This is a genomic window from Microbacterium maritypicum, from assembly GCF_008868125.1.
GTDB lineage: Bacteria > Actinomycetota > Actinomycetes > Actinomycetales > Microbacteriaceae > Microbacterium > Microbacterium maritypicum.
Window position 1 is genome coordinate 1,434,081 of sequence record NZ_WAAQ01000001.1, and the last position, 23,372, is coordinate 1,457,452.

Genomic DNA, 23,372 nt, shown 5'->3' on the forward strand with positions numbered 1-23,372 from the left:
GATGACCACGCGTCGCATCGCGGTCATCTCGGCCGGCCTGTCGAATCCGTCCTCCACGCGGATGCTCGCTGATCGACTCGCGGCGGAGACCGTGAAGGCGCTCGCCGGGCACGACGTCGACGCGAGCGTTGACGTGATCGAGCTGCGCGACTACGCGCACGACATCACGAACAACATGCTCACGGGGTTCGCGCCCCCGGCGCTGGAGACGGCGATCAACACGGTGGTCTCCGCCGACGCTCTGATCGCGGTGACGCCGATCTTCTCGACGAGCTACTCGGGTCTGTTCAAGTCGTTCATCGATGTGCTCGACCCCGATGCTCTCACCGGCACACCCGTGCTGATCGGTGCGAACGCCGGCACCGCGCGGCACTCGCTGGCGATCGACTACGCGATCCGGCCGCTCTTCGCCTATCTTCACGCGGAGGCCGTGTCGACCGGCGTGTTCGCGGCGTCGAGCGACTGGGGTGGCGCTGGTGACGACGTCGCCCCGCTGGCGAAGCGCGTCGAGAAGGGTGCCAGAGAGCTCGCAGAGGCGATCGTGCGTCGCGAGGCTTCGGCTGTCGTCGATCCGTACGATCCCGCGACGTACCTGGGCGAGGGACGCTCTTTCGGTCATCTGCTGGGCGGTCTCGCAGGCGAGTGAGTCGCGCATGACGCCATCGACGATGTCCGAGGGATGTCGTACGGTGGCGTCATGCCCACGCCCCCCGCGATCATCGCGCTCCAGGAACGATTCACCGGCACCCTCCTCCTTCCCGATGACGCCGGCTACGAAGAGGCTCGACGGCCGTGGAACCTCGCTGTCGAGCAGCGTCCGGAGGCGGTCGCGACGCCCGCCGACGTCGAAGACCTCCGCGCACTGCTGATCGCCGCCCAGGAGTCGGGCGTGCGGATCGCGATCCAGCCCGGCGGGCACGGAGCCCTCGACTCTCTGCGCGGCGCCGTGCTGGTGCGCATGGGTGCGTTCGACGCTCTGGAGATCGACGTCGAGAGCGGCATCGCGAAGATCGGTGCCGGCGTGCGCTGGGGATCGGTCGTCGAGGCCCTGGAAGGCACCGGATGGGTCGCACCGGCCGGCACCAGCCCCGTCGTCAGCGTCGCCGGGTACACCCTGGGCGGCGGACACTCGTGGTTCAGTCGCACGGCAGGTCTCGGCTCGGACAACCTCCGTGCGGCCTGGGTGCTGCGCACAGACGGCACGCACGAACGCGTCGATGACGATGTCGACCCCGATCTCATGTGGGCACTGCGAGGAGCCGGCGGACTCGTGGGCGTGGTGACCGCACTCGAGATCGACCTCATCAGCGCGCCCGCCGTCTGGGGTGCGAATCTCACCTTCGACGTCGCGGATGCCCCGGCGGTCGTCCGTGCCGTCCGCGACCTCGCCGCTTCCGCTCCACCCACGCTGAACGTCTTCCTGGACTCGATGCGCATGCCCGATGCCCCCCAGCTCCCCGAGCAGATCAGGGGGCGCAGCTTCCTCACCGTGCAGGCCCTGTCGACGGACGGGCCGCAGGAGGCGCTGATCGACACGGTGCGCCAGGCCGGCGAGGTGAGCAGCGACGTCACCGGTCCGACCTCGCCGGCGGCTCTCGCTGCCGCCTCCGGCGAACCCACGGACCCGACGCCCGGGGGCGGCGCATCGATGGCGTTGAGCGTCCTCGACGATGCGACCATCGATGCGCTGCTCGAATTCCGCGAGCTCCCGGAGCAGTCGCCGATCATGGGCATCGGCATCCGCATGCTCGGCGGCGCGCTCGACGTACCGCGACGCCAGGGCCTCGCCTCTCTGGAGTCCGTGGGGTGGCTGCTGCACGCTCTCGTGCCGATCATCCCGGGAGTGCCCACCGCACCGGGAGAGGCGAGTCTGGTCGCGTTCCGGGAACTGCTGGCACCGAACGAGGCCCCGCAGACCGTGACGACCTTCCTCGATCCGGAGCAGACGCTCCAGAACTGCGGGTCGGCCGACGAGATCGCCCGGCTTCGCGATCTGCGGATGCGCTTCGATCCTGACGCCGTCCTGCACGACGGGCGCCTGCCGCGCTGAGGATCAGGTCGCGGGTCCGCGGCTCCGCTTCCAGTGGTACTCGGTCTCCGGCCGTCCGCGCGTGCCGTACCGTGCGGACCGGGTGAGCACGCCTTCCGCGACCAGATGCTCCAGGTAGCGGCGCACCGCCACCCTGGACATGCCCAGACGCTCGGCGGCCTCGCTCGCCGACAGGGGACCGTCGGTGCGCAGTTCTGCGGTGACCCTGTCCAACGAGGCCGCCGAGAGCCCCTTGGGAAGCACGATCGTTCCGGTGGAGCGGCCGAGCAATGCGTCGATCTCCGCCTGCGTGGCTTCGCCGTCTGTGGCACGGGCCTGCTCCCGATGCGTGCGGTACTGCTCCATCCGCTCGCGGAACACCGCGAAGGGGAACGGTTTGACGAGGTACTGGAACACACCGAGCGCCGCCATCTGCCGCACGGCCTCCGCGTCGCGCACGCCGGTGATGGCGATCACGTCCACGGCGGCGGAGCGGCCGCGCAGCGCGCGGAGCACATCGATGCCGGAGCCGTCGGGCATCGTGATGTCGAGCAGAACGAGGTCGAACGTGCCAGGGCGATCGAGCACGGCCGTCACGGCGGCACGGGCACCCGTGCATTCGCCGGCGACCTCGAACCCTTCGAGACGTGCCACATAGTCGCGATGCAGTTCGAGGGTCAGAGAATCGTCGTCGACGATGAGGGTGCGGATCATTGCTGCGACCTCCGCGGTGACGCGGCCGGAAGGATGACCCGGAATGTCGTCGGGTCGTCGCTCACCGTCACCGAGCCGCCCGCTCCTATCACCACGGAACGCACGAGCGCCAGGCCGATGCCGCGTCCCTGCGCATCGGCGGGCTTCGTGGAGTAGCCCTGGTCGAAGATCCGCTCACGCACGGCCGGCGGGATTCCGGGACCGCTGTCCGAAACCTCCAGCACGATCCCCGCACCCTCGTGCGAGCGGAGAGAGACCTGCACCCAGCGGTCGTCCGACTCGACGGCGGCATCCATGGCGTTGTCGACGAGGTTGCCGAGCACCGAGACGGCATCGACGGGCGACAGCGGCGTGCGGGGTGCGTCCGGCTCGATGTGCACCCGCCAGTCGATGCCGCGCTCCTTGGCCTGGGAGGCCTTGCCCAGCAGGAGCGCGCCGACAGCGGGATCACCGTGACGTCGCGCGGTCACCTGATCGACGAGCGACTGGCTCTGTCGAGACGTCTCCGTGAGGATCTCGATCGCCTCGTCACGGCGTCCGAGCTCGAGCAGCGCCACCGCCGCGTGCATCCGGTTCCCGTGCTCGTGGGTCTGTGCACGCAGGGCCTCGCCGAGGGTGCGGATCGACTCGTACGAGGACACCGCGTCGCGCACCTGCCCGGGCGGCAGGTCGCCGGCGATGCGACGGGTCACCCGACGGGCGATCACCGCGCCGCCGGCGCCGAGCGCGACGAGGCCCACCGTGATACCGAGCGTGAGCGGCAGGCGGCGGATCAGGGTATCGGTGATGGATTCTGTCGTCACACCGGCGGCGACCCAGCCGATCAGTTCTCCATCCGCTGCGGTGACGGGAGTGATCGTGCGCACGGAGGGTCCGAGGGTTCCGGTGAACTCCTCGGTCAGAGTCTGCGGTGACGCGGGGATCGTGCCCAGGTAGATCCCGCCGATCTGGTCGGCGTCGGGGTGGGTGATCCGCGTGCCGTCCGGGGTCATGACCGTGATGAAGTCGAGCCCCGCGCCGGCGATCACGTCGAGGGAGTACGGCTCGAGCACCTGGGTCGCCGCGCCCTGATCGTTCGAGCGCAGACCGTCGATCACCAGAGGCGAGGCGGCGAAGGAGGCCGAGGTGGCCGCCGTCACCCGTTCGGCCTCGGCGCGGATCGATCGTTGCGCTTCGATGACGAGGAAGACCGCCACGAGGGCGCCGATCACGACCGCCGCGACAAGCAGCACCACGAAGACGCGTGAGGCGGTGCTGCGGCTGCGGGAGGTGTGCGCCATCGCTTCCTCCGATCGTCGATGCTCAGGTGCCGTGACCAATACGACCACAACTCGCCCCGATGCGTGAAGTCGGACACCGTGATCACTGATCGGCGGCGAAGCAGCCGCCCACCCGGACGAAGACGTCGAAGATCGAGGAGGACGCGATGGCGCTCACAACAGGATTCTCACTGCCGAAGTTCAATTGGCGCCGAGGGAAGCAATCGTGGGATCGGCACACGTGGCTGTATGTGTCCGTGCTCCTCGCGGTCGTGCTCGGCGCCGTCGTCGGCCTCGTCTGGCCGGAGGTCGGACAGGCGTTCGAACCGCTGGGCAAGGGTTTCGTCGCGCTGATCAAGATGATGATCGCGCCGATCATCTTCTGCACGATCGTGGTCGGGGTGGGTTCCATCGCAAAGGCGGCCACCGTCGGCAAGATCGGGGGGCTGGCGCTGCTGTACTTCATGATCATGTCCACCTTCGCGCTCGCGATCGGACTCGTCGTCGGCAACATCATCCACCCCGGCGCGGGACTGGACATGGCCTCCTCCACCTACGACGCGGTCGAAGCGGAGGCCAAGACGACGCAGGAGTTCATCCTCGGCATCATCCCGACCACGTTCTTCTCGGCCTTCACCGGGGAGAGCGTGCTGCAGGTGCTGTTCATCGCGCTGCTCGTCGGCTTCGCCCTCCAGGGGCTGGGGGACCGCGGCGCCCCGATCATGGAGGCCGTCAAGCAGCTCCAGAAGCTGGTCTTCCGCATCCTCGGGATGATCCTGTGGCTCGCGCCGCTCGGAGCGTTCGGTGCGATCGCGGCCGTCGTGGGCAAGACCGGCGTCGCGGCGATCTGGAGCCTGGGCACGCTGATGATCGCGTTCTACATCACCTGCATCCTGTTCATCGTCGTGATCCTCGGGGTGCTGCTGTGGACGGTGACCCGCGTGAACATCTTCGCCCTCATGAAGTACCTGGCCAGGGAGTACCTGCTCATCGTCGGCACCTCCTCGTCGGAATCGGCGCTTCCTCGACTGATCGCGAAGATGGAGTTCGTCGGCGTCTCCAAGCCCGTGGTGGGCATCACCGTCCCGACCGGGTACTCGTTCAACCTCGACGGTACGGCGATCTACCTCACGATGGCCTCGCTGTTCATCGCCACGGGCATGGGGCAGCCGATGACGATCGGTGAGCAGATCGGTCTGCTGGTGTTCATGATCATCGCGAGCAAGGGTGCAGCGGGGGTCACCGGTGCCGGTCTTGCCACCCTCGCCGGTGGTCTCCAGGCCTATCGTCCCGATCTGGTGGACGGTGTCGGCGTGATCGTGGGCATCGACCGGTTCATGTCGGAAGGGCGCGCGCTCACGAACTTCACGGGCAACGCGGTGGCGACGCTCCTCATCGGCACCTGGACGAAGCAGATCGACCGCGACCGCGTGCGTCGGGTGCTCAGCGGCGAAGTCCCCTTCGACGAGTCGCTGCTCGACGGCGTGGACGCCCACGGGCAGGTGGATGCCCCGCAGGCCGCTGACGTGCAGGAGCTTCGTGAGGCGGCCGTCGCAGAGATGGCGGCGAAGGAGGAACGGGCCAGAGCTCGCGCAGAACGCGCCTGAGGAGAGGGTGAGGGATGCGGGAGACCGGCTGAGCCGGCTCCCGCATCCGCGCGGTCAACCGCTCTTGCGTCGGAACTCGCGCCGGGTCTGCGGGGCGTTCGCACTGTGCACGGCGGAGTCGCCGTCGAGGTGTGCCTCGCCCTGCCGGTGGTGCGCGTTCTTCTTCTCGAGCGCTTCCTTGAACTTGCGCTTCATCTCCTCGGAGGAGGAGGCGCCTTCTTCGGTGCTCATGCCCCGAGCCTAGAGCACGCGCTCTGGCGGGTCACCCTCGCCGGTGTCGCACACACACGTCGATCAGCGCTCCGAGCCCGATCGCGAGCACGATCGACACGGGCACCGCGACGAGCGGTCCACCGGGGAGGATCGCCGCGACGGCCGCCCCTACGGCGGCCTGGTACAGCGCCCACCCGGTCGCAGCGAGGGCGACGAGGGCGAGGTAGCGGGGAGGAGGGATGCGCGAGGCCCCCGCGACCAGGTTGATCGCCAGTCGCGCGAAGGGCACGAACCGGGCGGTGAACAGCACCGTCGCCATCCCGCCGTCCAATCGGCGTCGGGCCCACGCCAGAGCCTGTTGCACGCGGGGGACCCGCATCCACCGCCAGCGCTGCGTACCCACCGACCACCCGATCAGGTAGCAGCACGCGTCTCCGACGGTCGCGGCGACCGCGGCACACACCACCACGGCCCAAAGTGGTGGTGAACCGGTCGTCACCGCGATGGCACCGAGTGCGGTCACCGCGACCTCGCCCGGCACCACGACGAAGAAGGCATCCCCGACCACCAGCAGGCTCATCAGCACCAGACTCCACGGGCTCGAGAGCGATGCGGTCAGCAGATCCATCGGCACGTCGCCCACTGTGCCCGCAACGGGTGAACGGGAACCAAAGACCGGATAGCCGGTGACCCGCTCTCCAGCATCCGGTGAACATCTGGTGCGCAGGGGCGTCTGCGGCGAACACGGCCCCCGAGGCCCGTCATCCTGGGGCTGTGAGAGTAGCGATCGTCACGGAGTCCTTCCTTCCGCACATGAACGGCGTCACCGGTTCGGTGCTGCAGATCCTTCGCCACCTCGAACGGCGAGGACACGAGGCGCACGTGATCGCGCCCGCCGCCGTCGGCGCACCGACCGAGATCAGCGGGGCCAGGATCGAAGCGATCCCCAGCCTCCCGCTCCCGGGGTACCGTCACGTCAGGCTCGGCACGTCGAGCGCTCGCCGCGTCGCCGCCTCGCTCGCGCGCTTCCAGCCCGATGTGGTGCACCTCGCCTCTCCGTTCGCTCTGGGGTGGCGGGGGGTGCTCGCGGCCGAACGCCTGGAACTCCCCGCCGTCGCTGCGTATCAGACCGACGTCGCGGCGTACACCGAGCGCTACGGGATCGCCGCCACCACAGGTATCGCCCACACTCACATCACCCGTCTCCACCGGCGCGCGACGATGACTCTGGCGCCATCGGCGGATGCGGCCCAGCAACTCGCCGCGCTCGGCATCGATCGCGTCCGACGCTGGGGGAGAGGAGTCGATGCCGAGCGTTTCCACCCCTCCCGGCGAGAGAGCGCGCTCCGCGCCGGCTGGGGCGCCGAAGTCGTCATCGGCTACGTCGGACGCCTCGCTCCCGAGAAGCAGGTCGAAGACCTCGCCGCGCTCCGTGGCATCCCGGGGACGCGTCTGGTGATCGTCGGGGACGGACCCAGCAGAGCGCGGCTGGAGAGCCGGCTCCCCGATGCCCTGTTCCTCGGCCACCTCGAAGGCGGAGCGCTGGCGGCGGCGATGGCGTCGTTCGACCTGTTCGTGCACCCGGGAGAGAGTGAGACCTTCGGGCAGACCCTGCAGGAAGCGCACGCGAGCGGCGTCCCCGTCGTCGCCACGGGTCGCGGCGGCCCGCTCGACCTCGTGCGCATGGGGATCGACGGATGGCTGTATCGGCCGGGAGACCTCGACGACCTGAGGATGCGCGTGGCCGACCTGGCCGGAGATACGCGCAAGCGACGCGCCTTCGGCGAGGCGGGCCGCGACGCCGTGCAGGAACGCAGCTGGGAGAGCGTCTGCGATCAGCTCCTCGAGCACTTCGCGGAGGCACGACGGCTGCACGCGGCGGACACCGGGGCTCGCGCTCGCCGCATCGTGCGCCCCGAGTCGCCCGCACCGGTCGCCGCCCGCCGATGGCAGCGCTACGTCGCGCTCGGGGACTCGCTCACCGAAGGACTCTGCGACCCGGCCCCGGACGGAGCCCTGCGAGGGTGGGCCGACCGCCTCGCGCTGCTGCTCGCCGCCAGGGGAGGCCTGCACTACGCGAACCTGGCCATCCGCTCGAAGCGCGTGCAGGACCTGTCCGGCCCCCAACTGGCGAGGGCGCTCGAGCTGCGGCCCGACCTCGTGTCGATCCTGATCGGAGCCAACGACCTCGTGAAGCGCCGTGTCGATGTCGCCGCGCTCGCCGCCGAGGTCGAAGGGGCGGTGCGGCAGCTGCGGGGGATCGGCGCCGACGTGCTCCTGGTCACCCCGTTCCTGCCCGGCCGACGCGCTGCAGCCCTCTACACCCGGCGGTTCTCCGCCTTCGCCACCGCGCTGACGGGGATCGCGACCCGCACCGGGGCGATCCTGATCGATACGGATCTGCACCCCTCGCTGGCCGAGCGTCCGAACTGGGGGGAAGACCTCGTGCACCTGAGCAGCCGAGGCCACCGCTTCCTCGCCTACCGGGCCGGTGAGATGCTCGGGGTGCCCGATGCCGACGCGCTCGGAGCGCTCGATGCCGCGATGCACGAGCACGAGCCCATCGGCGCGGGGGTGTGGTGGCGTCGGCACGCGCTGCCCTGGGTCTGGCGTCGTCTGCACGGTCGGGCAGCCGGTGACGGGAGGGTCGCGAAGCACGATGACTACGTCTACCTCGGTCGGTCGTCCGCAGCGCGTTCCGCGTTCGTGGGGTGACCTCGGCCAGGGCGGGCGGTCAGCGTCGCCCCATGCCGTGGTACTGCCAACCGGCGGCACGCCAGGCCGCGGAGTCGAGACAGTTGCGACCGTCGACGATGATCCGTCCGCGCACGAGAGCGCCGGCATGCTCGGGGGAGAGGTCGCGGCGGTACTCGTCCCACTCGGTGACGACGACGACGGCATCGGCTTCCCTCAGGGCGTCGTCACGGTCGCGGGCGTAGCCGAGCTGAGGGTGAAGAGCCGCCGCGTTGTCGAGTGCGGCCGGATCGGTCACGACGACGTCCGCACCCAGCCCCCGCAGGCGGACGGCGACGTCGAGGGCAGGGGAGTCGCGGATGTCGTCGCTGAAGGGTTTGAAGGCGGCGCCGAGCACGGCGATCCTGCGGCCGAACACCAGTCCGCCCAGGGCGTCGACCACGATCTGCACCGCTCGGTCGCGACGCCGGAGGTTGATCGCGTCGACTTCGCGCAGGAAGCCGACCGCTTCCCCTCGACCGAGTTCCTCCGCCCGGGCGGTGAACGCTCGGATGTCCTTCGGGAGGCAGCCCCCGCCGAAGCCGATACCCGCGCCCAGGTATCGTCGCCCGATCCGGGTGTCGTGGCCGAGCGCGTCGGCGAGCAGAGCGACGTCGGCGCCCGACGCTTCCGCGATCTCCGCCATCGCGTTGATGAACGAGATCTTGGTGGCGAGGAAGGCATTGGCCGCGCCCTTCACGAGTTCGGCCGTCGCGAGGTCCGTGACCAGGAACGGCGTCCCGGCGTCGATGCTCGAGGCGTACACCTCTCGAAGCACGCCGACGGCGCGCTCTCCGGCGGCATCCGCCTCGGCGCCGACCACGAGGCGATCCGGTGTCAGGGTGTCGTGCACCGCCCATCCCTCGCGGAGGAACTCGGGGTTCCACACGAGTGCGGCTCCGGCGGCGACGACGCGCTCCGCCAGTCCTGCGGCGGTTCCCACCGGCACGGTCGACTTGCCCGCCACCACGTCTCCCGCACGCAGGTGGGGGAGCAGGGCATCGAGCGCCGCGTGGACGTAGTGGAGATCCGCGGCGTGACCCCCAGGAATCTGAGGGGTCCCGACGGCGAGGAAGTGCACCTGCGCACCCGAGGCGTCCGCCATCCGGCTGCTGAAGCGCAGCCGTCCCGAGCTCAGGCCGTCCGCGAGGAGCTCCGAGAGCCGCGGCTCGAAGAACGGCGCCGATCCGGCGGCCAGAGCGCTCACCTTCTGCTCATCGACGTCGATGCCGATGACGTCGTGTCCGATCGAGGCCATGGCGGCGGCGTGCACGGCACCGAGGTACCCGCAGCCGATCACTGACAAGCGCATGGGCTCCACCACAGCGGATGCTCCTCACACGGGAGCGACCGCGCGGTGAACGGGCTGTGACCGGCCGATGTCGTATCCACGATGCGTGACGACGCGCTGGATTCGAGGTCCGCGCTGGTAGGGTGGATGAGGTTGACCTGTGTCAACTGCACAATTTCACATCGACTCATGGAGCGATCGGCGGAGAAGCTGGTCCCCTGTGGTGGGTTCCTCGGCGAGTGTCGGGTGGCTTTCTACTGGTGGCCAGCGCAGGCGAGATTCGCGGGAGTGCCCGCGCGCCCGAACCCTTCCGTTCCGCTCCTTTGAACACGCTCGCGCGTCACATGGATTCGCGAGTCTAAACAAAGAAGGAGAGACCTCTTGGAAGGTCCTGAAATCACCGCCACCGAGGCCGTTCTCGACAACGGCCGCTTCGGCACCCGCACCATCCGCTTCGAGACCGGCCGCCTCGCGCAGCAGGCTCAGGGCGCAGTCGCCGCGTACCTCGACGGCGAGACCATGCTCCTCTCGGCCACCAGCGCAGGAAAGCACCCGCGCGAAGGCTTCGACTTCTTCCCGCTGACGGTCGACGTCGAAGAGCGTTCCTACGCTGCCGGCAAGATCCCGGGCTCGTTCTTCCGCCGCGAGGGTCGTCCCTCCACCGAGGCGATCCTGGTCTGCCGTCTGATCGACCGCCCGCTGCGCCCGTCGTTCGTCGACGGACTGCGCAACGAGGTCCAGGTCGTCATCACCGTCATGTCGATCGCACCGGGCGAGTTCTACGACGCGCTCGCGATCAACGCGGCTTCCGCGTCGACCCAGATCTCTGGTCTGCCGTTCTCCGGCCCCGTCGCCGGTGTGCGCCTCGCGTTCATCCCCGGCCAGGGCGAGCACGCCGACCAGTGGGTCGCGTTCCCGAACGCGGAGCAGGTCAGTGAGGCTGTGTTCGACCTGATCGTCGCCGGTCGCGTCGTCACCAAGTCCGATGGCTCGGAAGACGTCGCCATCATGATGGTCGAGGCTGAGGCCACCGAGGGCAGCTGGAACCTGATCAAGGCCGGCGCCACCAAGCCCGATGAGGCTGTCGTGGCCCAGGGTCTCGAGGCATCGAAGCCCTTCATCGCGCAGCTCGTCAAGGCTCAGGCCGAGCTCGCCGCCACCGCGTCGAAGGAGCCGGGCGTGTACCCGGTCTTCCCCGCATACAGCGACGAGGTCTACAGCTTCGTCTCAGAGCGCGCGTTCGCCGAGCTCAGCGACGTCTACCAGATCGCCGACAAGGTCGAGCGTCAGACCGCTGACGATGCGATCAAGGACCGTGTCAAGGCAGAGCTCATCGAGGCCACAGAGGCGGGTTCGCTCCCGGCTGCGGCTCCGCTCGAGTTCTCCGCCGCGTACAAGTCCGTCACGAAGAAGATCGTCCGCGGACGCATCCTCACCGAGGGCGCTCGCATCGACGGTCGCGGACTCGCGGACATCCGTCCGCTCGACGCCGAGGTGCAGGTCATCCCGCGCGTGCACGGCTCCGCGATCTTCCAGCGCGGCGAGACCCAGATCCTGGGTGTCACCACGCTGAACATGCTCAAGATGGAGCAGCAGATCGACTCGCTGTCGCCCGTCACGAGCAAGCGCTACATGCACCACTACAACTTCCCGCCCTACTCGACCGGTGAGACCGGCCGCGTGGGTTCGCCGAAGCGTCGCGAGATCGGGCACGGCTTCCTCGCCGAGCGCGCGCTCGTGCCGGTTCTGCCGAGCCGCGAGGAGTTCCCGTACGCGATCCGTCAGGTGTCCGAGGCGCTGAGCTCCAACGGTTCCACCTCGATGGGTTCCGTCTGTGCATCGACGCTGTCGCTGCTCAACGCGGGTGTGCCGCTGCGTGCGGCCGTCGCCGGTATCGCCATGGGTCTCGTCTCCGACGAGGTCAACGGTGAGACCCGTTACGCCGCGCTGACCGACATCCTGGGTGCTGAGGATGCTCTCGGCGACATGGACTTCAAGGTCGCGGGTACCAGCGAGTTCGTCACGGCCATCCAGCTGGACACGAAGCTCGACGGCATCCCGACGTCGGTGCTCACCGGCGCGCTGACCCAGGCCCGTGACGCTCGTCTGACGATCCTCAACGTCCTGAACGCCGCGATCGACGCTCCTGACGAGATGGCGCCCACCGCGCCCCGCGTCATCAGCGTGCAGATCCCCGTCGACAAGATCGGCGAGCTGATCGGCCCGAAGGGCAAGACGATCAACGCGATCCAGGACGAGACCGGCGCGCAGATCTCCATCGAGGAGGACGGCACCGTCTACATCGGCGCGACCGATGGTCCGTCGGCCGAGGCCGCTCGTGCCCAGGTCAACGCGATCGCCAACCCGACCAATCCGGAGATCGGCGAGCAGTTCCTCGGAACCGTCGTGAAGATCGCCACCTTCGGTGCGTTCGTCTCGCTGCTCCCGGGCAAGGACGGCCTGCTCCACGTCACCGAGGTGCGCAAGCTCGCCGGTGGCAAGCGGGTCGAGAACGTCGATGACGTGCTCTCGGTCGGCCAGAAGATCCTCGTGAAGATCACGAAGATCGACGACCGTGGCAAGCTCTCGCTCGAGCCCGTCCTCGACGACGCTCCGGCCGCTGACGCAGCGCCCGCAGAGGACGCTGCCGCCGAGTAAGCGCACGCTCTGAACCGGAACCCGGGTTCCTCCGCACAGGAGGGGCCCGGGTTCTGTCGCGCCGTGGTGTGATCAAATCGTTATCGGACGTTTCCGCGCCGTTCCCTGGATTGGTCGGGACGTTCGGCGAATTCGCCTACTCTCGAAGTACGCACCGGGGGGTGCAGATCCAGCAGGTACGCAGGTCGGCACGCACCGATCGATGCGGGGGTGAGAGAGTATGCGGTTGTTCAGCGTAGGCGCAGGAGCGTCGGATGAACGCGCCCGACAGGGTGTCGCCGAGCATCCCTCTGCACCCATCCCGATCGTCGGTCCCGGCATAGGGGAGACCATCCGTGTCGCCCTCGGCGAAACCGGCTTCGAGACGTTCCCGCTCATGCTGGGTGCTGCGGAATTCGGCTGGAACGTCGATCTCGAGACCAGCCACGGCATCCTCGACCGCTACGTGGAGTTCGGCGGCAACGCGATCCACACCGCCGACGGCTTCTCAGGCGGGCGCAGCGAGCACATCATCGGGCAGTGGCTGCGTTCGCGGGGGCAACGTGATCGCAGCGTCGTCAGCGTTCGGGTCGGCGCGCATGCCGACAACCCGGGTCTCGGCTCGGTCAACCTCGTGCGCGCGGTCGAGGGCTCTCTGACGAGGCTGGGTGTCGATCGCATCGACGTCCTCTATCTCGACGCCACTCTCGATGCGACCACCAACCTCGAGGACACGCTGGCGACCGTCGAATGGATGACCGAGGCCGGGAAGATCGGTGCCCTGGGTGCCTTCGGCTTCGCGCCGGAGCGTCTGGTGGAAGCCCGTATCCTCGCTTCGGCCGGCTATCCGCGCATCCAGGTGATCGACGCGCCGTACAACCTCGTCCGTCGCCAGCCGTTCGAAGGCGATCTTCGACTCGTCGCCGGTGCGCAGAACCTCGCCGTGACGCCCTCCCATGCGCTCGAGCACGGTTTCCTCTCCGGGCGACACCGCAGCAAGGCGCTGACCTCACGCGGTGTGCGGGGCGAACAGCTGCGCGGGCATCTCAACCGTCGCGGGATCAAGATCCTGCGGGCGCTCGATCAGGTCGCCGAAGAGGTGAGCGCTCCCGTCGCGGCGGTCTCCATCGCGTGGCTACTCGCTCAGCGCACGATCGCCGCCCCCATCGTGAACGCCTTCGCGAGCGATCACGTCGACGAGCTCATGCAGGGAGCCGGCGTGTCGCTCTCACGCAGCCAGGTCGCCGAGCTCACCCGGGCAGGGAACTGAGCATCGTCCCACCCGTGACATAGGGTGGAAGGGAGGCCCGGCGGATGCTGGCGATGAAGCGAGCGAGTTGTGACGCACTACATATATCTGGTCAGACACGGTGAACATCAGGACGCAGAGCATGGTCTCGCCGACGGACCCCTCTCCCCTCGGGGACAGCGTCAGGCGGAGTTGATCGCCGACCGGCTGTCGGGGCTTCCTCTCGATGCGGTCTGGCATTCGCCTCTGCTGCGCGCCAACGAGACGGCGCGGGCGATCGCCGCTCGTTTGCCGTCGGTCGACCCGGAGCCGACCGCACTGCTGTTCGACTGCGTGCCCACCGGTATGACCGATGAGACCCCGTCCGTGTTCGAGCCGTTCTTCGGCTCCATCACCGAGGCGGAGATCGAGGCGGGCCGGGCGCAGATGTCCGACGCCGTGAACGAGTTCCTCGTGCGCAAGACCGGCGACGTGCACGAGGTGCTCATCACGCACAACTTCGTCATCTCCTGGTTCGTCCGCGAGGTGCTGGCTGCCCCCGAATGGCGATGGATGACGCTGAACCAGTCGCACTGCGGCCTGACCGTCATCGCCCAGAAGCAGGGGCGCCCGTGGACGCTGCTCACCCACAACGACACCGGGCATCTTCCGGTCGAACTGCGCACGGGCATCCCCGACGCACTCCTGGTCTGAGCCGACCGCTCGCGGCGGACGACTGCGTGACGGACCCGCGCGCCCCGGGCCTGACTCGGGCGCCCGCGAAATAGACTGAGCGCATGACCACGCAGGTAGCACTCGTCGGCGGAACCGGGAAACTCGGCTCGATCATCCGTGCGGTGATCGACGAGCTCGAAGGCTTCGAGGTGAGCCGCGTGCTCACCTCCTCGAGTGATCTCTCCGAACTCGACGGCGCCGACCTGGTGGTCGACGCGTCGACGCCCCAGGTGAGCGTCGAGGTCGTGCGGGCCGCGGTCGAGCACGGCATCAACGTGCTGGTCGCCACCTCGGGCTGGTCCTCCGAGCGCATCGCCCTCGTGCGTCCCCTCGTCGAAGCCGCCGGCACCGGCGCGGTCTTCATCCCCAACTTCTCGCTGGGCTCGGTCCTCGGATCCGCACTGGCTGCTGCCGCAGCGCCTTTCTTCGGATCCGCGGAGATCATCGAGGCACACCGTGAGACCAAGATCGACTCACCGAGCGGGACAGCCGTGCGCACCGCCGAGCTGATCGCCGCCGCTCGCGCGGATCAAGGCCCGGTCAGTGCACCGCACGCCGATCAGCGCGCACGTGGACAGCAGGTCGGCAGCGTGCCGATCCATTCGCTGCGCCGTCCCGGCGTCGTCGCCAAGCAGGAGGTCATCCTCTCCGGCCCCGGTGAATCGCTCACGTTCACCCACGACACGATCGACTCGGCGCTCGCCTACGCCCCCGGCATCCGGCTCGCCGTGCCGTTCGCGGTGAAGGCCACCGGTGTGTTCGTCGGTCTCGAGCACATGATCGACATCGGCATCCGGTCGTGATGTCGCGTATCGGCGTCGCGCTCATGGCAGCGGCGCTGCTGGTCTACCTCGCCGTCGCGATCTGGCTCGCGGTGATGTTCATCTCGGTCGGCACCCCGGTCTCGATCGGCATGGGCATCACTCTTCTCGTGCTGGCACCGATCGGAGCCTGGGCACTCGTCCGCGAGATGATGTTCGGCTTCGGTGCCGACCGGCTGGGGCGCCTTCTCGATGCGGAAGGCGGGATGCCGCCGGTCGAGACCGAGTTGACCCCCAGCGGGAGGATCGCTCGCGCCGACGCGGATCCGCTCATCGCGCGGTACACCGCGGAGGCGGATGCCGCAGGCGACGACTGGCGCGCGCGCTACCGGCTCGGCGTGGTCCAGGATGCGGCCGGCCGCCGCAAGGATGCCAGGGCCAGCATCCGTGAGGCGATCCGCCTCGCGCGACGCTGACCCCGACGGCATGCTCAGGCGAGCGTGGCCTCGAGGGTGATGTCGATCCCGGCGAGCGCCTGAGACACCGGGCATCCGGTCTTGGCGCCGTTCGCGATCTCCTGGAACGCCTCGGGCGTGAGGTTCGGGACCGTCGCGTTGACATTGAGGTGGCTGCCGGTGATGCCGACGCCGGGCTTGAAGGTGACCGATGCCGTCGTGTTGACGCGCTCCGGCGGGGTTCCGTTCTCGGCGAGGGCGTGCGAGAGCGCCATGCTGAAGCACGACGCGTGCGCGGCGGCGATGAGCTCCTCCGGCGTCGTCGTGGTGTCGCTGCCTTCGCTGCGGGCCTTCCAGTTGATCGGGAAGGTGCCCAGGCTCGACGACGAGAACGCGACCGTGCCGGATCCCTCCATGAGCGATCCGGTCCAGGTGCTGGCGGCTTCGCTGGTGACGGGCATGATTCCTCCGGTTCTCGCACTGCGGGCGCAGCATCGACTCGTGGTCAGCCTAGCGATCGTCCCTCTGCCGGGGAACAGTCGTCAGGAGGCGGGCGCTTCACCTCCGATGAGGCCGGCGCGCTGCAGCAGGAGGTAGAGCTGGCAGCCCAGGCAGAACGCGAACGCGGCGTTGAGGAAGGCGGCCAGGAACGCGGCCGCCGTCGCGATCGGGAGAGCCCACGCGACGCCGAGGAGGTGCAGGACGAGGCCGATTCCCACGACGACGAGTCCGACACCCTGCGAGAACCGCGGCGGACGCGGATCCTCGAGTTCGGTGGGCGGCGTCAGGCGTGGTCGCACCACTGAGCGGAAGAGCGCACCCCAGGGCGCCGTCCGCGGCGACACGAGCCCCCACAGGAACAGCAGCGCGATGACGAGTGCCAGGAGGAAACCGGGGTCGAGGGCACGCTGGGCGAGGGATACCGAGGCGATCGCCCATCCGGACGGCGTAAAGGTCGCATCGGCGAGCGGCTGGTAGGCGAACCAACCGGTGCCGCCCCTGGCCGTCGAAATCCCGATCAGTGCCAGGAACGTCGCCAGCAGCAGCAGGACCGCGGTGATCGCAGCGGCGAATCGTGGGCCTCGGGGGTCGATGCCTGCGGGAATGCTCATGGGGCTCCAGTCTTTCCGCTCACACGGCGGCGAGGGCGTCGGTGAGCGCGTGGCGGTCGGGGACACCGTGGAATCGTGCGCGGACGGCGCCGGAATCGTCGACCACGAAGGTCGTCGGCGTCTGCAGGACTCGGTAGCGAGCCGAGAGATCCGGGCGGTGCGTCAGATCCACCTCCAGATGACGGAGATCGTCGTGCTCGGCTGCGTAGGCGCCGAGCAACCGTCTCACCTGGGGGCACCGTGCGCACATCTCCGTGCTGAACTGCACCAGTGTCGCTCGGGAACCGAGTTCGGCGGCGGCATCTGCGGGGTCGAAGAGGAGGGCGCCGCCGTCGCGTCGTCGTCCATCGCGACGGCGCAGCACGATGCCGACGATCGTCGCGAGCACGAGGAGTGCGGCGGCGATCCCCAGGGCGGCTGCGGGCGACATAGGTCGAGAATATGTCGTGCGGTGAAGGGCCAGGGCCGATGTTTCCGACCATGACGAACGTCCCACGCCCGGGAGCTCATCCGCCCGTGGGAGGTGAGGGTGGCGGTATCGTGGCTTTCATGAGCGCAGCCGTCCCGACTCCTTACGAAGACCTGCTCCGCGACGTGCTGGAGAGCGGCACGCACAAGTCCGATCGCACCGGAACGGGCACGACGAGCGTCTTCGGTCGACAGATCCGCTTCGACCTGTCGAAGGGATTCCCGCTCATCACCACCAAGCGTGTGCACTTCAAGTCCATCGCGTACGAGCTCCTCTGGTTCCTGCGTGGCGATTCCAATGTGGGGTGGCTCCGCGACAACGGCGTCACGATCTGGGATGAGTGGGCAGACGAGTCCGGCGACCTGGGGCCGGTCTACGGGGTGCAGTGGCGGTCGTGGCCCACCCCGGACGGTGGGAGCATCGACCAGCTGTCCGAGGTCATCGAGCAGATCCGCCGCTCGCCCGACTCCCGGCGGCTCATCGTCTCGGCCTGGAACCCCGCTGACATCCCCGACATGGCTCTCGCCCCCTGCCACGCCCTGTTCCAGTTCTACGTCGCCGACGGCAAGCTCTCCTGCCAGCTCTACCAGCGCAGCGCCGACATGTTCCTCGGCGTGCCCTTCAACATCGCCTCGTATGCGTTGCTCACGATGATGATCGCCCAGCAGGTCGGCTTGGAGCCCGGAGACTTCGTGTGGACGGGCGGCGACTGCCACGTCTACGACAATCACGTCGAGCAGGTGCGTGAGCAGCTCAGCCGAGACCCCTACGAGTATCCGACGCTGCGCTTCGCGCGGAAGCCGGAATCGATCCTCGACTACCGCTACGAGGACTTCGTGGTGGAGAACTACCAGCACCACGCGCCGATCAGGGCGGCGGTGGCGGTATGACCTGGGTCGGGCTGATCTGGGCCGAGGCCCACGGCGGCGTGATCGGCGCCGAGGGCGGGATGCCCTGGCACGTGCCGGAAGACCTGGCGCATTTCAAGGACGTCACCCTCGGCGCGCCCGTGGTGATGGGCCGCAAGACCTGGGATTCGCTTCCGGAGCGCTTCCGACCGCTCGCCGGCCGCGACAACATCGTGGTGACTCGGCAGCAGGACTGGTCCGAGGACGGTGCGCGCCGAGCGGCCACGGTCGCGGAAGCCGTGCGCGGGCTCGACAGGGCATGGATCATCGGCGGTGCGGAGATCTTCCGCCAGGTGATCGGTGACGCGGATCGGCTGGAGGTCACCGAACTCGATCTCGACGTCGCCGGCGACGCCTACGCGCCGGCCAAGACGGGCTGGCGACTCGTCGACGAGGGGGAGTGGCGCACCTCACGCACCGGCATCCGCTACCGCTTCCTCGGATACGAGCGCTGATGCCCACTGCACTGATCACCGGAGCCAGCGCCGGACTGGGCGCAGAGTTCGCTCGTCAGCTCGCGCGGCGTCGCGCCGATCTCGTCTTGGTGGCGAGGTCGGAGGAGGCTCTCGCGGAGCTGGGTGCGCAACTGCGGAGCGAGTACGGTGTCGCGGTCGAGATCATCGCCGCCGACCTCGCGGATGAGAGCGGTGTGGAGAAGGTCGCCGAGCGGCTGCGCGACGCGGCTGACCCGGTCGACCTCCTGGTGAACAACGCCGGGTTCGGTCTTCCCCTGCAGTTCGCCGACAATTACATCGACGACGAGGTGCGTCACCTGCGGGTGCATGTCGAAGCATCGATGCGTCTCATGCACGCGGCGCTGCAGTCCATGCGCGGCCGCGGCGGGCGCATCATCAACGTGGCGTCGGTCGCGGGGTTCATCTCGCGGTCGACGTACTCCGCCTGCAAGGCGTGGTTGATCGGTTTCAGCCGCTGGGCGAACGCCGAGTACGGCCGTGACGGCGTCTCCGTGACGGCGTTGTGCCCGGGATTCACTCATACGTCGTTCCACGAGCGCATGGGGCTCGCGGTCGGTGAGGAGGGTGTTCCCGCCATCATGTGGCTGAATGCGCGCGACGTCGTCCGCGTCGGTCTGCGTGATGCGGCCCGCGGCAAGTCCGTCTCGGTGCCGTCGCTGCGCTACAAGGTGCTCGTGGCGCTGACGCGCGTCCTGCCGAGCTCGCTGACATCTGGTGTGGCGCGTCGGGGCCGCGTCTGACCCTGGCGCGTGCGATCCGCAGAGGTCAGCGGAAACGGCCGAGCCGGATCGCTGCCTTCGCGATCGCGGCTATCGACTCCCCATCGGTGATCGTGCCGTCCGCGATCATGCCCAGCACGGTCTCGAACGGAACCCATGAGACGGCCTGGATGCCCTCTTCGGCCTGAGTCTCAGCAGTGCGCGCGTCGCCCTCGCCGGATGCCTCTTCGTCTTCTGCGGCAGGTCGGAGGTCGCGTGCGAGGAAGACGTGTTCGGCGGCCTCGGCGATACCGTTCAGCGCGTGCATGGTGCCCAGCGGCACCCAGTCACCGGCCTCGAAGCCGGTCTCCTCGCGAAGTTCCCGCCGGGCCGCGACGAGCGGAGCCTCACCGTCGCTGCCTCCCGCAGGCACCTCGATGGTGGTGCCCACGGTGTAGCGGTCGATCGTGACGAGACAGATGCGGTCGTCGTCATCCACGGCGACGATGAAGACCGCCGGATGCTGCATGGTGACGACGCCGTAGATGCCGTCGTCACCGGCCGGTCCTGTCACCCGATCCTCACGCACACGGATCCAGGCGTTCTCGTACTTCGTCTCGCTGTCTCGTGTGACCCATGCCATCCTTCGAGCGTACGGCGCACCTGCGACCGCATCCGCGTCACCGCGTCCGCATGAGCGGCAGTCGAACCTATACGCTTGGGTCTATGACGCATTCGGGCAACCCTTTCGGACAGGTTCTCGTCGCGCTCGTCACTCCGATGACGGCCGACGGTGAAGTCGATTGGCCCGCCGTCGAGAAGCACATCGATGACGTGATCACCGCGGGAGCGGACGGCATCGTCGTGACGGGGACGACCGGCGAGACCTCGACCCTGACGGACCCCGAGAAGCTCAAGCTCGTCGAGGTCGGCAGATCCGTCTCCGCCGGTCGCGCCAAGATCATCACCGGCGGTGGCTCCAACGAGACCGCCCACGCGATCGAGCTATACAAGGCCAGCGAGAAGGCCGGCGCCGACGGCATCATGATCGTCACGCCGTACTACAACAAGCCGACTCAGGCCGGCATCCTCACGCACTTCCGTCTGGTCGCCGACGCGACCGACCTCCCGGTGATCCTTTACGACATCCCCGGCCGCACGGGTGTGCCGATCAAGTACGAGACCATCCTGCGTCTCGCGAAGCACCCGAACATCCTCGCCGTGAAAGACGCCAAGGGCGACTTCTCCGAGGTGAGCCGCGTGCTCAACCAGACCGACCTGATGTACTTCTCAGGCGACGACGCGAACGTGCTCCCGCACCTCGCGATCGGGGCCACCGGCCTCATCGGTGTGACGGCGAACGTCGCCGCTGCGCCGTACCGCACGATCATCGACGCGGTGAACGCGGGCGATCTCGCCACCGCCACCGCAGAGCACAAGCGCCTCGAGCCGCTCGTGCGCGCGGTGATGACGCACGTTCCGGGAACGGTCGCGGCCAAGTACATCCTGCACGGACTCGGCCGCATCTCGAGCCCGCGCGTCCGACTTCCCCTGGTCGGCCCCGAGGAATGGGAGGCCGCGCTCATCGAAGATGAACTCGACCTGGTCCAGAACGTCCCCGGTGCCGACTTCTCGAACTTCCGCCCCGACCGCAACGCGGCCGCGGGCGGTGCCCTGCCCAAGGTGCACGGCACGACGCGCTGAGTCGCGTCGCCACGAACGAACGGACGCGCGGAGTGTCCGACTGAGGAGACAGCATGTCCATTCCCCTGGTAGAACCGACCGCTCTCGAAGACGGGACGCTGCGGGTCGTCCCGATCGGCGGCCTCGGCGAGATCGGTCGCAACATGACCATGTTCGAGTACGACGGCAAGATCCTGATCGTCGACTGCGGCGTGCTCTTCCCTGAGGAGCACCAGCCCGGTGTCGACCTGATCCTGCCGGACTTCGAGCCGATCCGCGATCGCCTGGATGACATCGTCGGCGTGGTGCTGACGCACGGACACGAGGACCACATCGGCGCGGTGCCGTATCTGCTGCGCCTGAAGAGCGACATCCCGCTGATCGGATCCGGGCTCACCCTGGCACTGGTCGAGGCGAAGCTCAAGGAGCATCGCATCAAGGCCTTCACCCTCACGGTGAAGGAAGGTCAGCAGGAGCGGGTCGGTCCGTTCGACCTGGAGTTCGTCGCGGTCAACCACTCGATCCCGGATGCGCTGGCCGTCGCCATCCGCACGCCCGCAGGCATGGTGCTCGCCACCGGTGACTTCAAGATGGATCAGCTGCCGCTGGATGGCCGCATCACCGACCTGCGCGCATTCGCCCGCCTCGGTGAAGAGGGCGTGGATCTGTTCCTCGTCGACTCGACGAACGCCGATGTCCCCGGCTTCACGCCGACGGAGCGCTCCATCGGTCCCGTGCTCGACCAGGTGATCGCGAAGGCGCCTCGTCGTGTCATCGTCGCGAGCTTCTCCAGCCACGTCCACCGTGTGCAGCAGGTGATCGACGCGGCGCACGCCAACGGTCGCCGCGTCGCATTCCTCGGCCGCAGCATGGTGCGCAACATGACGATCGCGGAGCAGCTCGGCTACCTGAAGGTGCCGGACGGAGTCCTCATCGACTTCAAGAAGGCCCGCGACCTCCCCGACGAGCAGATCGTGTACATGTCCACCGGCTCCCAGGGCGAGCCGATGGCGGTGCTCAGCCGTATGGCCAACATGGACCACGCGATCGAGATCAGCGAGGGCGACACGGTCATCCTCGCCTCCAGCCTCATCCCGGGCAACGAGAATGCGGTCTATCGCGTGATCGACGGGCTCACCAAGCTCGGTGCCAACGTCGTCCACAAGGCCAACGCGAAGGTGCATGTCTCCGGGCATGCCGCGGCGGGCGAGCTGATCTACTGCTACAACATCCTGAAGCCGAAGAACGTCCTCCCGGTCCACGGCGAGTACCGGCACCTGATCGCCAACGCCAAGCTGGCGCAGGACACCGGTGTGCCCGAGGAGAACACGATCATCGCCTCCAACGGCACCGTGATCGATCTCAAGGACGGGGTCGCGAAGGTCACCGGTCAGCTCGACCTCGGATTCGTGTACGTCGACGGCTCCACCGTCGGCGAGATCACCGATGCCGACCTCAAGGACCGCCGGATCCTCGGCGAGGAGGGCTTCATCTCGGTGATCGTGGTGGTGGATGCCGGCACCGGCCGTATCATCTCGGGACCGGAGATCCACGCGCGCGGCGTCGCCGAGGACGATTCGGTGTTCGACGACGTCACGCCGAAGATCATCGCGGCGCTCAAAGAGGCATCGGGCAACGGCGTTCGGGACACCCATGCGCTGTCGCAGGTCGTTCGACGCACGATCGGTCGCTGGGTGAACCAGCGGCTGCGTCGTCGTCCGATGATCGTTCCGCTCGTCATCGAGGCGTGACGCTGGGGGAGTCCGCTCCCCGCTCACGGGTGGCCGTCACGTCGATGTAACACCGCGGGCCTATGCTCGCGTCATGTACAGGGACTTCTCCCTTCGCAGGGCGGCGCAGACGGATGCGATGTTCCTCGGCGACATGCTCGTCGAGGCCGCCAATTGGCGTGCCGGGGGAGTGCGTCCGCGGCACGAGGTGCTGACCTCTGCCGACCACAGGCGTTACCTCGCGGGGTGGAAGCGCACAGCCGACGACGGACTGGTGGCCACCGCTTCGGACGACGTCCCGGTCGGGGCCGCGTGGTATCGGGTGCTCCCGCAGGACGCCCCGGGATTCGGCTTCATCGGCGTCGCCGTCCCGGAGCTGATCATCGGAGTGCATCCCCTCTGGCGTGCGCGCGGCGTCGGACGCTCGCTGCTGCGCGGCATCGTGCACCTCGCCGGCTCTCAGGGACATGCGCGCATCAGCCTGAGCGTCGAGCGGGACAACTTCGCGCGCAACCTGTATCGCGCCGAGGGCTTCGCCGTGGTGAGGGAGAGCGAGAGCCGGGACACGATGGCGCGCGGCACGGCGTAGCCGCGCCCTCTCGGATCCGGGGAAAGCCGCGTCATTACGCGGAGA

24 protein-coding genes are annotated in these 23,372 nt (G+C 68.5%); 15 read left to right on the forward strand and 9 right to left on the reverse strand.

Features of this window, described 5'->3' with window-relative positions; translation table 11 throughout:
- Position 1: 1 nt before the first annotated feature.
- Together F6W70_RS06905 and F6W70_RS06910 are read left to right on the forward strand one after the other, a co-directional pair.
- A complete protein-coding gene (locus F6W70_RS06905; protein ID WP_151486242.1) occupies positions 2-646 on the forward strand; it encodes an FMN reductase in 645 nt (214 codons plus the stop codon).
- A gap of 51 nt (positions 647-697) precedes the next feature.
- Positions 698-2,050 carry an FAD-binding oxidoreductase gene (locus F6W70_RS06910; protein ID WP_170287865.1) on the forward strand — a complete coding sequence of 451 codons (1,353 nt, stop codon included), beginning with the start codon at positions 698-700 and terminating at the stop codon, positions 2,048-2,050.
- Positions 2,051-2,053: 3 nt separating this feature from the next.
- Here F6W70_RS06910 and F6W70_RS06915 read toward each other — a convergent pair whose 3' ends face one another.
- Together F6W70_RS06915 and F6W70_RS06920 are read right to left on the reverse strand one after the other, a co-directional pair.
- Complete coding sequence (locus F6W70_RS06915; RefSeq protein WP_151486244.1) at positions 2,054-2,743, reverse strand: response regulator; 690 nt, start codon at positions 2,741-2,743, stop codon at positions 2,054-2,056.
- Complete coding sequence (locus F6W70_RS06920; protein WP_055872753.1) at positions 2,740-4,023, reverse strand: sensor histidine kinase; 1,284 nt, start codon at positions 4,021-4,023, stop codon at positions 2,740-2,742. Before F6W70_RS06920 ends, F6W70_RS06915 begins: the two co-directional genes overlap by 4 nt.
- Positions 4,024-4,169: 146 nt before the next feature.
- Here F6W70_RS06920 and F6W70_RS06925 point away from each other — a divergent pair, with 146 nt between their 5' ends.
- Entirely contained in the window at positions 4,170-5,609 is a 1,440-nt protein-coding gene (locus tag F6W70_RS06925; RefSeq protein ID WP_055868747.1) for a cation:dicarboxylate symporter family transporter, read from the forward strand.
- Positions 5,610-5,663: 54 nt separating this feature from the next.
- On the opposite strand, the gene F6W70_RS06930 is transcribed toward F6W70_RS06925, so the two are convergent.
- Positions 5,664-5,840: a DUF5302 domain-containing protein gene (locus F6W70_RS06930; RefSeq protein ID WP_017830923.1), complete on the reverse strand. Its 177-nt coding sequence runs from the start codon at positions 5,838-5,840 to the stop codon at positions 5,664-5,666.
- A gap of 31 nt (positions 5,841-5,871) precedes the next feature.
- Complete coding sequence (locus tag F6W70_RS06935; RefSeq protein WP_151486664.1) at positions 5,872-6,450, reverse strand: DedA family protein; 579 nt, start codon at positions 6,448-6,450, stop codon at positions 5,872-5,874.
- Positions 6,451-6,596: 146 nt separating this feature from the next.
- Between F6W70_RS06935 and F6W70_RS06940 the strand changes: the two genes are divergently transcribed.
- The gene (locus F6W70_RS06940) at positions 6,597-8,537 is read left to right on the forward strand and encodes a GDSL-type esterase/lipase family protein (protein WP_151486245.1); all 1,941 of its coding nucleotides are present in this window, start codon (positions 6,597-6,599) and stop codon (positions 8,535-8,537) included.
- A 19-nt stretch (positions 8,538-8,556) separates the two neighbouring features.
- Here F6W70_RS06940 and F6W70_RS06945 read toward each other — a convergent pair whose 3' ends face one another.
- Entirely contained in the window at positions 8,557-9,867 is a 1,311-nt protein-coding gene (locus F6W70_RS06945) for a UDP-glucose dehydrogenase family protein (protein ID WP_151486246.1), read from the reverse strand.
- Between the two features lie 360 nt (positions 9,868-10,227).
- Here F6W70_RS06945 and F6W70_RS06950 point away from each other — a divergent pair, with 360 nt between their 5' ends.
- From F6W70_RS06950 to F6W70_RS06970, 5 genes are all read left to right on the forward strand, one after another.
- Positions 10,228-12,504, forward strand: a complete 2,277-nt coding sequence (locus F6W70_RS06950; protein ID WP_141386351.1) for a polyribonucleotide nucleotidyltransferase — start codon at positions 10,228-10,230, stop codon at positions 12,502-12,504.
- A gap of 220 nt (positions 12,505-12,724) precedes the next feature.
- Positions 12,725-13,753 (forward strand): aldo/keto reductase, encoded by a 1,029-nt coding sequence (locus tag F6W70_RS06955; protein WP_127482475.1) that lies wholly within the window; start codon positions 12,725-12,727, stop codon positions 13,751-13,753.
- Between the two features lie 69 nt (positions 13,754-13,822).
- The gene (locus tag F6W70_RS06960; protein ID WP_055868738.1) at positions 13,823-14,425 is read left to right on the forward strand and encodes a histidine phosphatase family protein; all 603 of its coding nucleotides are present in this window, start codon (positions 13,823-13,825) and stop codon (positions 14,423-14,425) included.
- An 83-nt stretch (positions 14,426-14,508) separates the two neighbouring features.
- Complete coding sequence (gene dapB / locus F6W70_RS06965) at positions 14,509-15,249, forward strand: 4-hydroxy-tetrahydrodipicolinate reductase (RefSeq protein WP_055872742.1); 741 nt, start codon at positions 14,509-14,511, stop codon at positions 15,247-15,249.
- Positions 15,249-15,683, forward strand: a complete 435-nt coding sequence (locus tag F6W70_RS06970; protein WP_017830915.1) for a hypothetical protein — start codon at positions 15,249-15,251, stop codon at positions 15,681-15,683. The genes dapB and F6W70_RS06970 overlap by 1 nt, the downstream gene beginning before the upstream one ends.
- Before the next feature lie 14 nt (positions 15,684-15,697).
- Here the strand turns inward: F6W70_RS06970 and F6W70_RS06975 are convergent, their stop codons facing one another.
- The 3 genes from F6W70_RS06975 to F6W70_RS06985 form a co-directional block, all read right to left on the reverse strand.
- Positions 15,698-16,123 carry an OsmC family peroxiredoxin gene (locus F6W70_RS06975; RefSeq protein ID WP_017830914.1) on the reverse strand — a complete coding sequence of 142 codons (426 nt, stop codon included), beginning with the start codon at positions 16,121-16,123 and terminating at the stop codon, positions 15,698-15,700.
- An 81-nt stretch (positions 16,124-16,204) separates the two neighbouring features.
- Positions 16,205-16,774, reverse strand: a complete 570-nt coding sequence (locus F6W70_RS06980; protein ID WP_151486247.1) for a DUF4395 family protein — start codon at positions 16,772-16,774, stop codon at positions 16,205-16,207.
- Between the two features lie 19 nt (positions 16,775-16,793).
- Complete coding sequence (locus F6W70_RS06985; protein WP_055868733.1) at positions 16,794-17,204, reverse strand: thioredoxin family protein; 411 nt, start codon at positions 17,202-17,204, stop codon at positions 16,794-16,796.
- A gap of 119 nt (positions 17,205-17,323) precedes the next feature.
- On the opposite strand from F6W70_RS06985, the gene F6W70_RS06990 reads away from it, so the two are divergent.
- The 3 genes from F6W70_RS06990 to F6W70_RS07000 are packed head-to-tail and all read left to right on the forward strand — an operon-like array spanning position 17,324 to position 19,367.
- Positions 17,324-18,133, forward strand: a complete 810-nt coding sequence (locus tag F6W70_RS06990) for a thymidylate synthase (RefSeq protein ID WP_055873172.1) — start codon at positions 17,324-17,326, stop codon at positions 18,131-18,133.
- Positions 18,130-18,606 carry a dihydrofolate reductase gene (locus F6W70_RS06995; protein ID WP_055868731.1) on the forward strand — a complete coding sequence of 159 codons (477 nt, stop codon included), beginning with the start codon at positions 18,130-18,132 and terminating at the stop codon, positions 18,604-18,606. The genes F6W70_RS06990 and F6W70_RS06995 overlap by 4 nt, the downstream gene beginning before the upstream one ends.
- Positions 18,606-19,367: an SDR family NAD(P)-dependent oxidoreductase gene (locus F6W70_RS07000; RefSeq protein ID WP_151486248.1), complete on the forward strand. Its 762-nt coding sequence runs from the start codon at positions 18,606-18,608 to the stop codon at positions 19,365-19,367. The genes F6W70_RS06995 and F6W70_RS07000 overlap by 1 nt, the downstream gene beginning before the upstream one ends.
- Positions 19,368-19,392: 25 nt before the next feature.
- On the opposite strand, the gene F6W70_RS07005 is transcribed toward F6W70_RS07000, so the two are convergent.
- Positions 19,393-19,968 carry an NUDIX domain-containing protein gene (locus F6W70_RS07005; RefSeq protein ID WP_151486249.1) on the reverse strand — a complete coding sequence of 192 codons (576 nt, stop codon included), beginning with the start codon at positions 19,966-19,968 and terminating at the stop codon, positions 19,393-19,395.
- An 83-nt stretch (positions 19,969-20,051) separates the two neighbouring features.
- Between F6W70_RS07005 and dapA the strand changes: the two genes are divergently transcribed.
- The 3 genes from dapA (at position 20,052) to F6W70_RS07020 (ending at position 23,327) form a co-directional block, all read left to right on the forward strand.
- Positions 20,052-21,029, forward strand: coding sequence for a 4-hydroxy-tetrahydrodipicolinate synthase (dapA, locus tag F6W70_RS07010; protein WP_017830907.1), 978 nt, complete (start codon positions 20,052-20,054; stop codon positions 21,027-21,029).
- A gap of 53 nt (positions 21,030-21,082) precedes the next feature.
- Positions 21,083-22,759, forward strand: a complete 1,677-nt coding sequence (locus F6W70_RS07015; RefSeq protein WP_055868726.1) for a ribonuclease J — start codon at positions 21,083-21,085, stop codon at positions 22,757-22,759.
- Positions 22,760-22,832: 73 nt separating this feature from the next.
- The gene (locus F6W70_RS07020; RefSeq protein WP_151486250.1) at positions 22,833-23,327 is read left to right on the forward strand and encodes a GNAT family N-acetyltransferase; all 495 of its coding nucleotides are present in this window, start codon (positions 22,833-22,835) and stop codon (positions 23,325-23,327) included.
- Positions 23,328-23,372 lie beyond the last annotated feature (45 nt).

Excerpts from the sequence above, each read along its gene's own strand:
- F6W70_RS06905 (WP_151486242.1), top strand. The coding sequence starts at position 2 with ATGACCACGCGTCGCATCGCGGTCATCTCGGCCGGCCTGTCGAATCCG.
- F6W70_RS06910 (WP_170287865.1), top strand. The coding sequence starts at position 698 with ATGCCCACGCCCCCCGCGATCATCGCGCTCCAGGAACGATTCACCGGC.
- F6W70_RS06915 (WP_151486244.1), bottom strand. The coding sequence starts at position 2,743 with ATGATCCGCACCCTCATCGTCGACGACGATTCTCTGACCCTCGAACTG.
- F6W70_RS06920 (WP_055872753.1), bottom strand. The coding sequence starts at position 4,023 with ATGGCGCACACCTCCCGCAGCCGCAGCACCGCCTCACGCGTCTTCGTG.
- F6W70_RS06925 (WP_055868747.1), top strand. The coding sequence starts at position 4,170 with ATGGCGCTCACAACAGGATTCTCACTGCCGAAGTTCAATTGGCGCCGA.
- F6W70_RS06930 (WP_017830923.1), bottom strand. The coding sequence starts at position 5,840 with ATGAGCACCGAAGAAGGCGCCTCCTCCTCCGAGGAGATGAAGCGCAAG.
- F6W70_RS06935 (WP_151486664.1), bottom strand. The coding sequence starts at position 6,450 with ATGGATCTGCTGACCGCATCGCTCTCGAGCCCGTGGAGTCTGGTGCTG.
- F6W70_RS06945 (WP_151486246.1), bottom strand. The coding sequence starts at position 9,867 with ATGCGCTTGTCAGTGATCGGCTGCGGGTACCTCGGTGCCGTGCACGCC.
- F6W70_RS06955 (WP_127482475.1), top strand. The coding sequence starts at position 12,725 with ATGCGGTTGTTCAGCGTAGGCGCAGGAGCGTCGGATGAACGCGCCCGA.
- dapB (WP_055872742.1), top strand. The coding sequence starts at position 14,509 with ATGACCACGCAGGTAGCACTCGTCGGCGGAACCGGGAAACTCGGCTCG.
- F6W70_RS06970 (WP_017830915.1), top strand. The coding sequence starts at position 15,249 with ATGTCGCGTATCGGCGTCGCGCTCATGGCAGCGGCGCTGCTGGTCTAC.
- F6W70_RS06975 (WP_017830914.1), bottom strand. The coding sequence starts at position 16,123 with ATGCCCGTCACCAGCGAAGCCGCCAGCACCTGGACCGGATCGCTCATG.
- F6W70_RS06980 (WP_151486247.1), bottom strand. The coding sequence starts at position 16,774 with ATGAGCATTCCCGCAGGCATCGACCCCCGAGGCCCACGATTCGCCGCT.
- F6W70_RS06985 (WP_055868733.1), bottom strand. The coding sequence starts at position 17,204 with ATGTCGCCCGCAGCCGCCCTGGGGATCGCCGCCGCACTCCTCGTGCTC.
- F6W70_RS06990 (WP_055873172.1), top strand. The coding sequence starts at position 17,324 with ATGAGCGCAGCCGTCCCGACTCCTTACGAAGACCTGCTCCGCGACGTG.
- F6W70_RS06995 (WP_055868731.1), top strand. The coding sequence starts at position 18,130 with ATGACCTGGGTCGGGCTGATCTGGGCCGAGGCCCACGGCGGCGTGATC.
- F6W70_RS07000 (WP_151486248.1), top strand. The coding sequence starts at position 18,606 with ATGCCCACTGCACTGATCACCGGAGCCAGCGCCGGACTGGGCGCAGAG.
- F6W70_RS07005 (WP_151486249.1), bottom strand. The coding sequence starts at position 19,968 with ATGGCATGGGTCACACGAGACAGCGAGACGAAGTACGAGAACGCCTGG.
- dapA (WP_017830907.1), top strand. The coding sequence starts at position 20,052 with ATGACGCATTCGGGCAACCCTTTCGGACAGGTTCTCGTCGCGCTCGTC.
- F6W70_RS07015 (WP_055868726.1), top strand. The coding sequence starts at position 21,083 with ATGTCCATTCCCCTGGTAGAACCGACCGCTCTCGAAGACGGGACGCTG.
- F6W70_RS07020 (WP_151486250.1), top strand. The coding sequence starts at position 22,833 with ATGTACAGGGACTTCTCCCTTCGCAGGGCGGCGCAGACGGATGCGATG.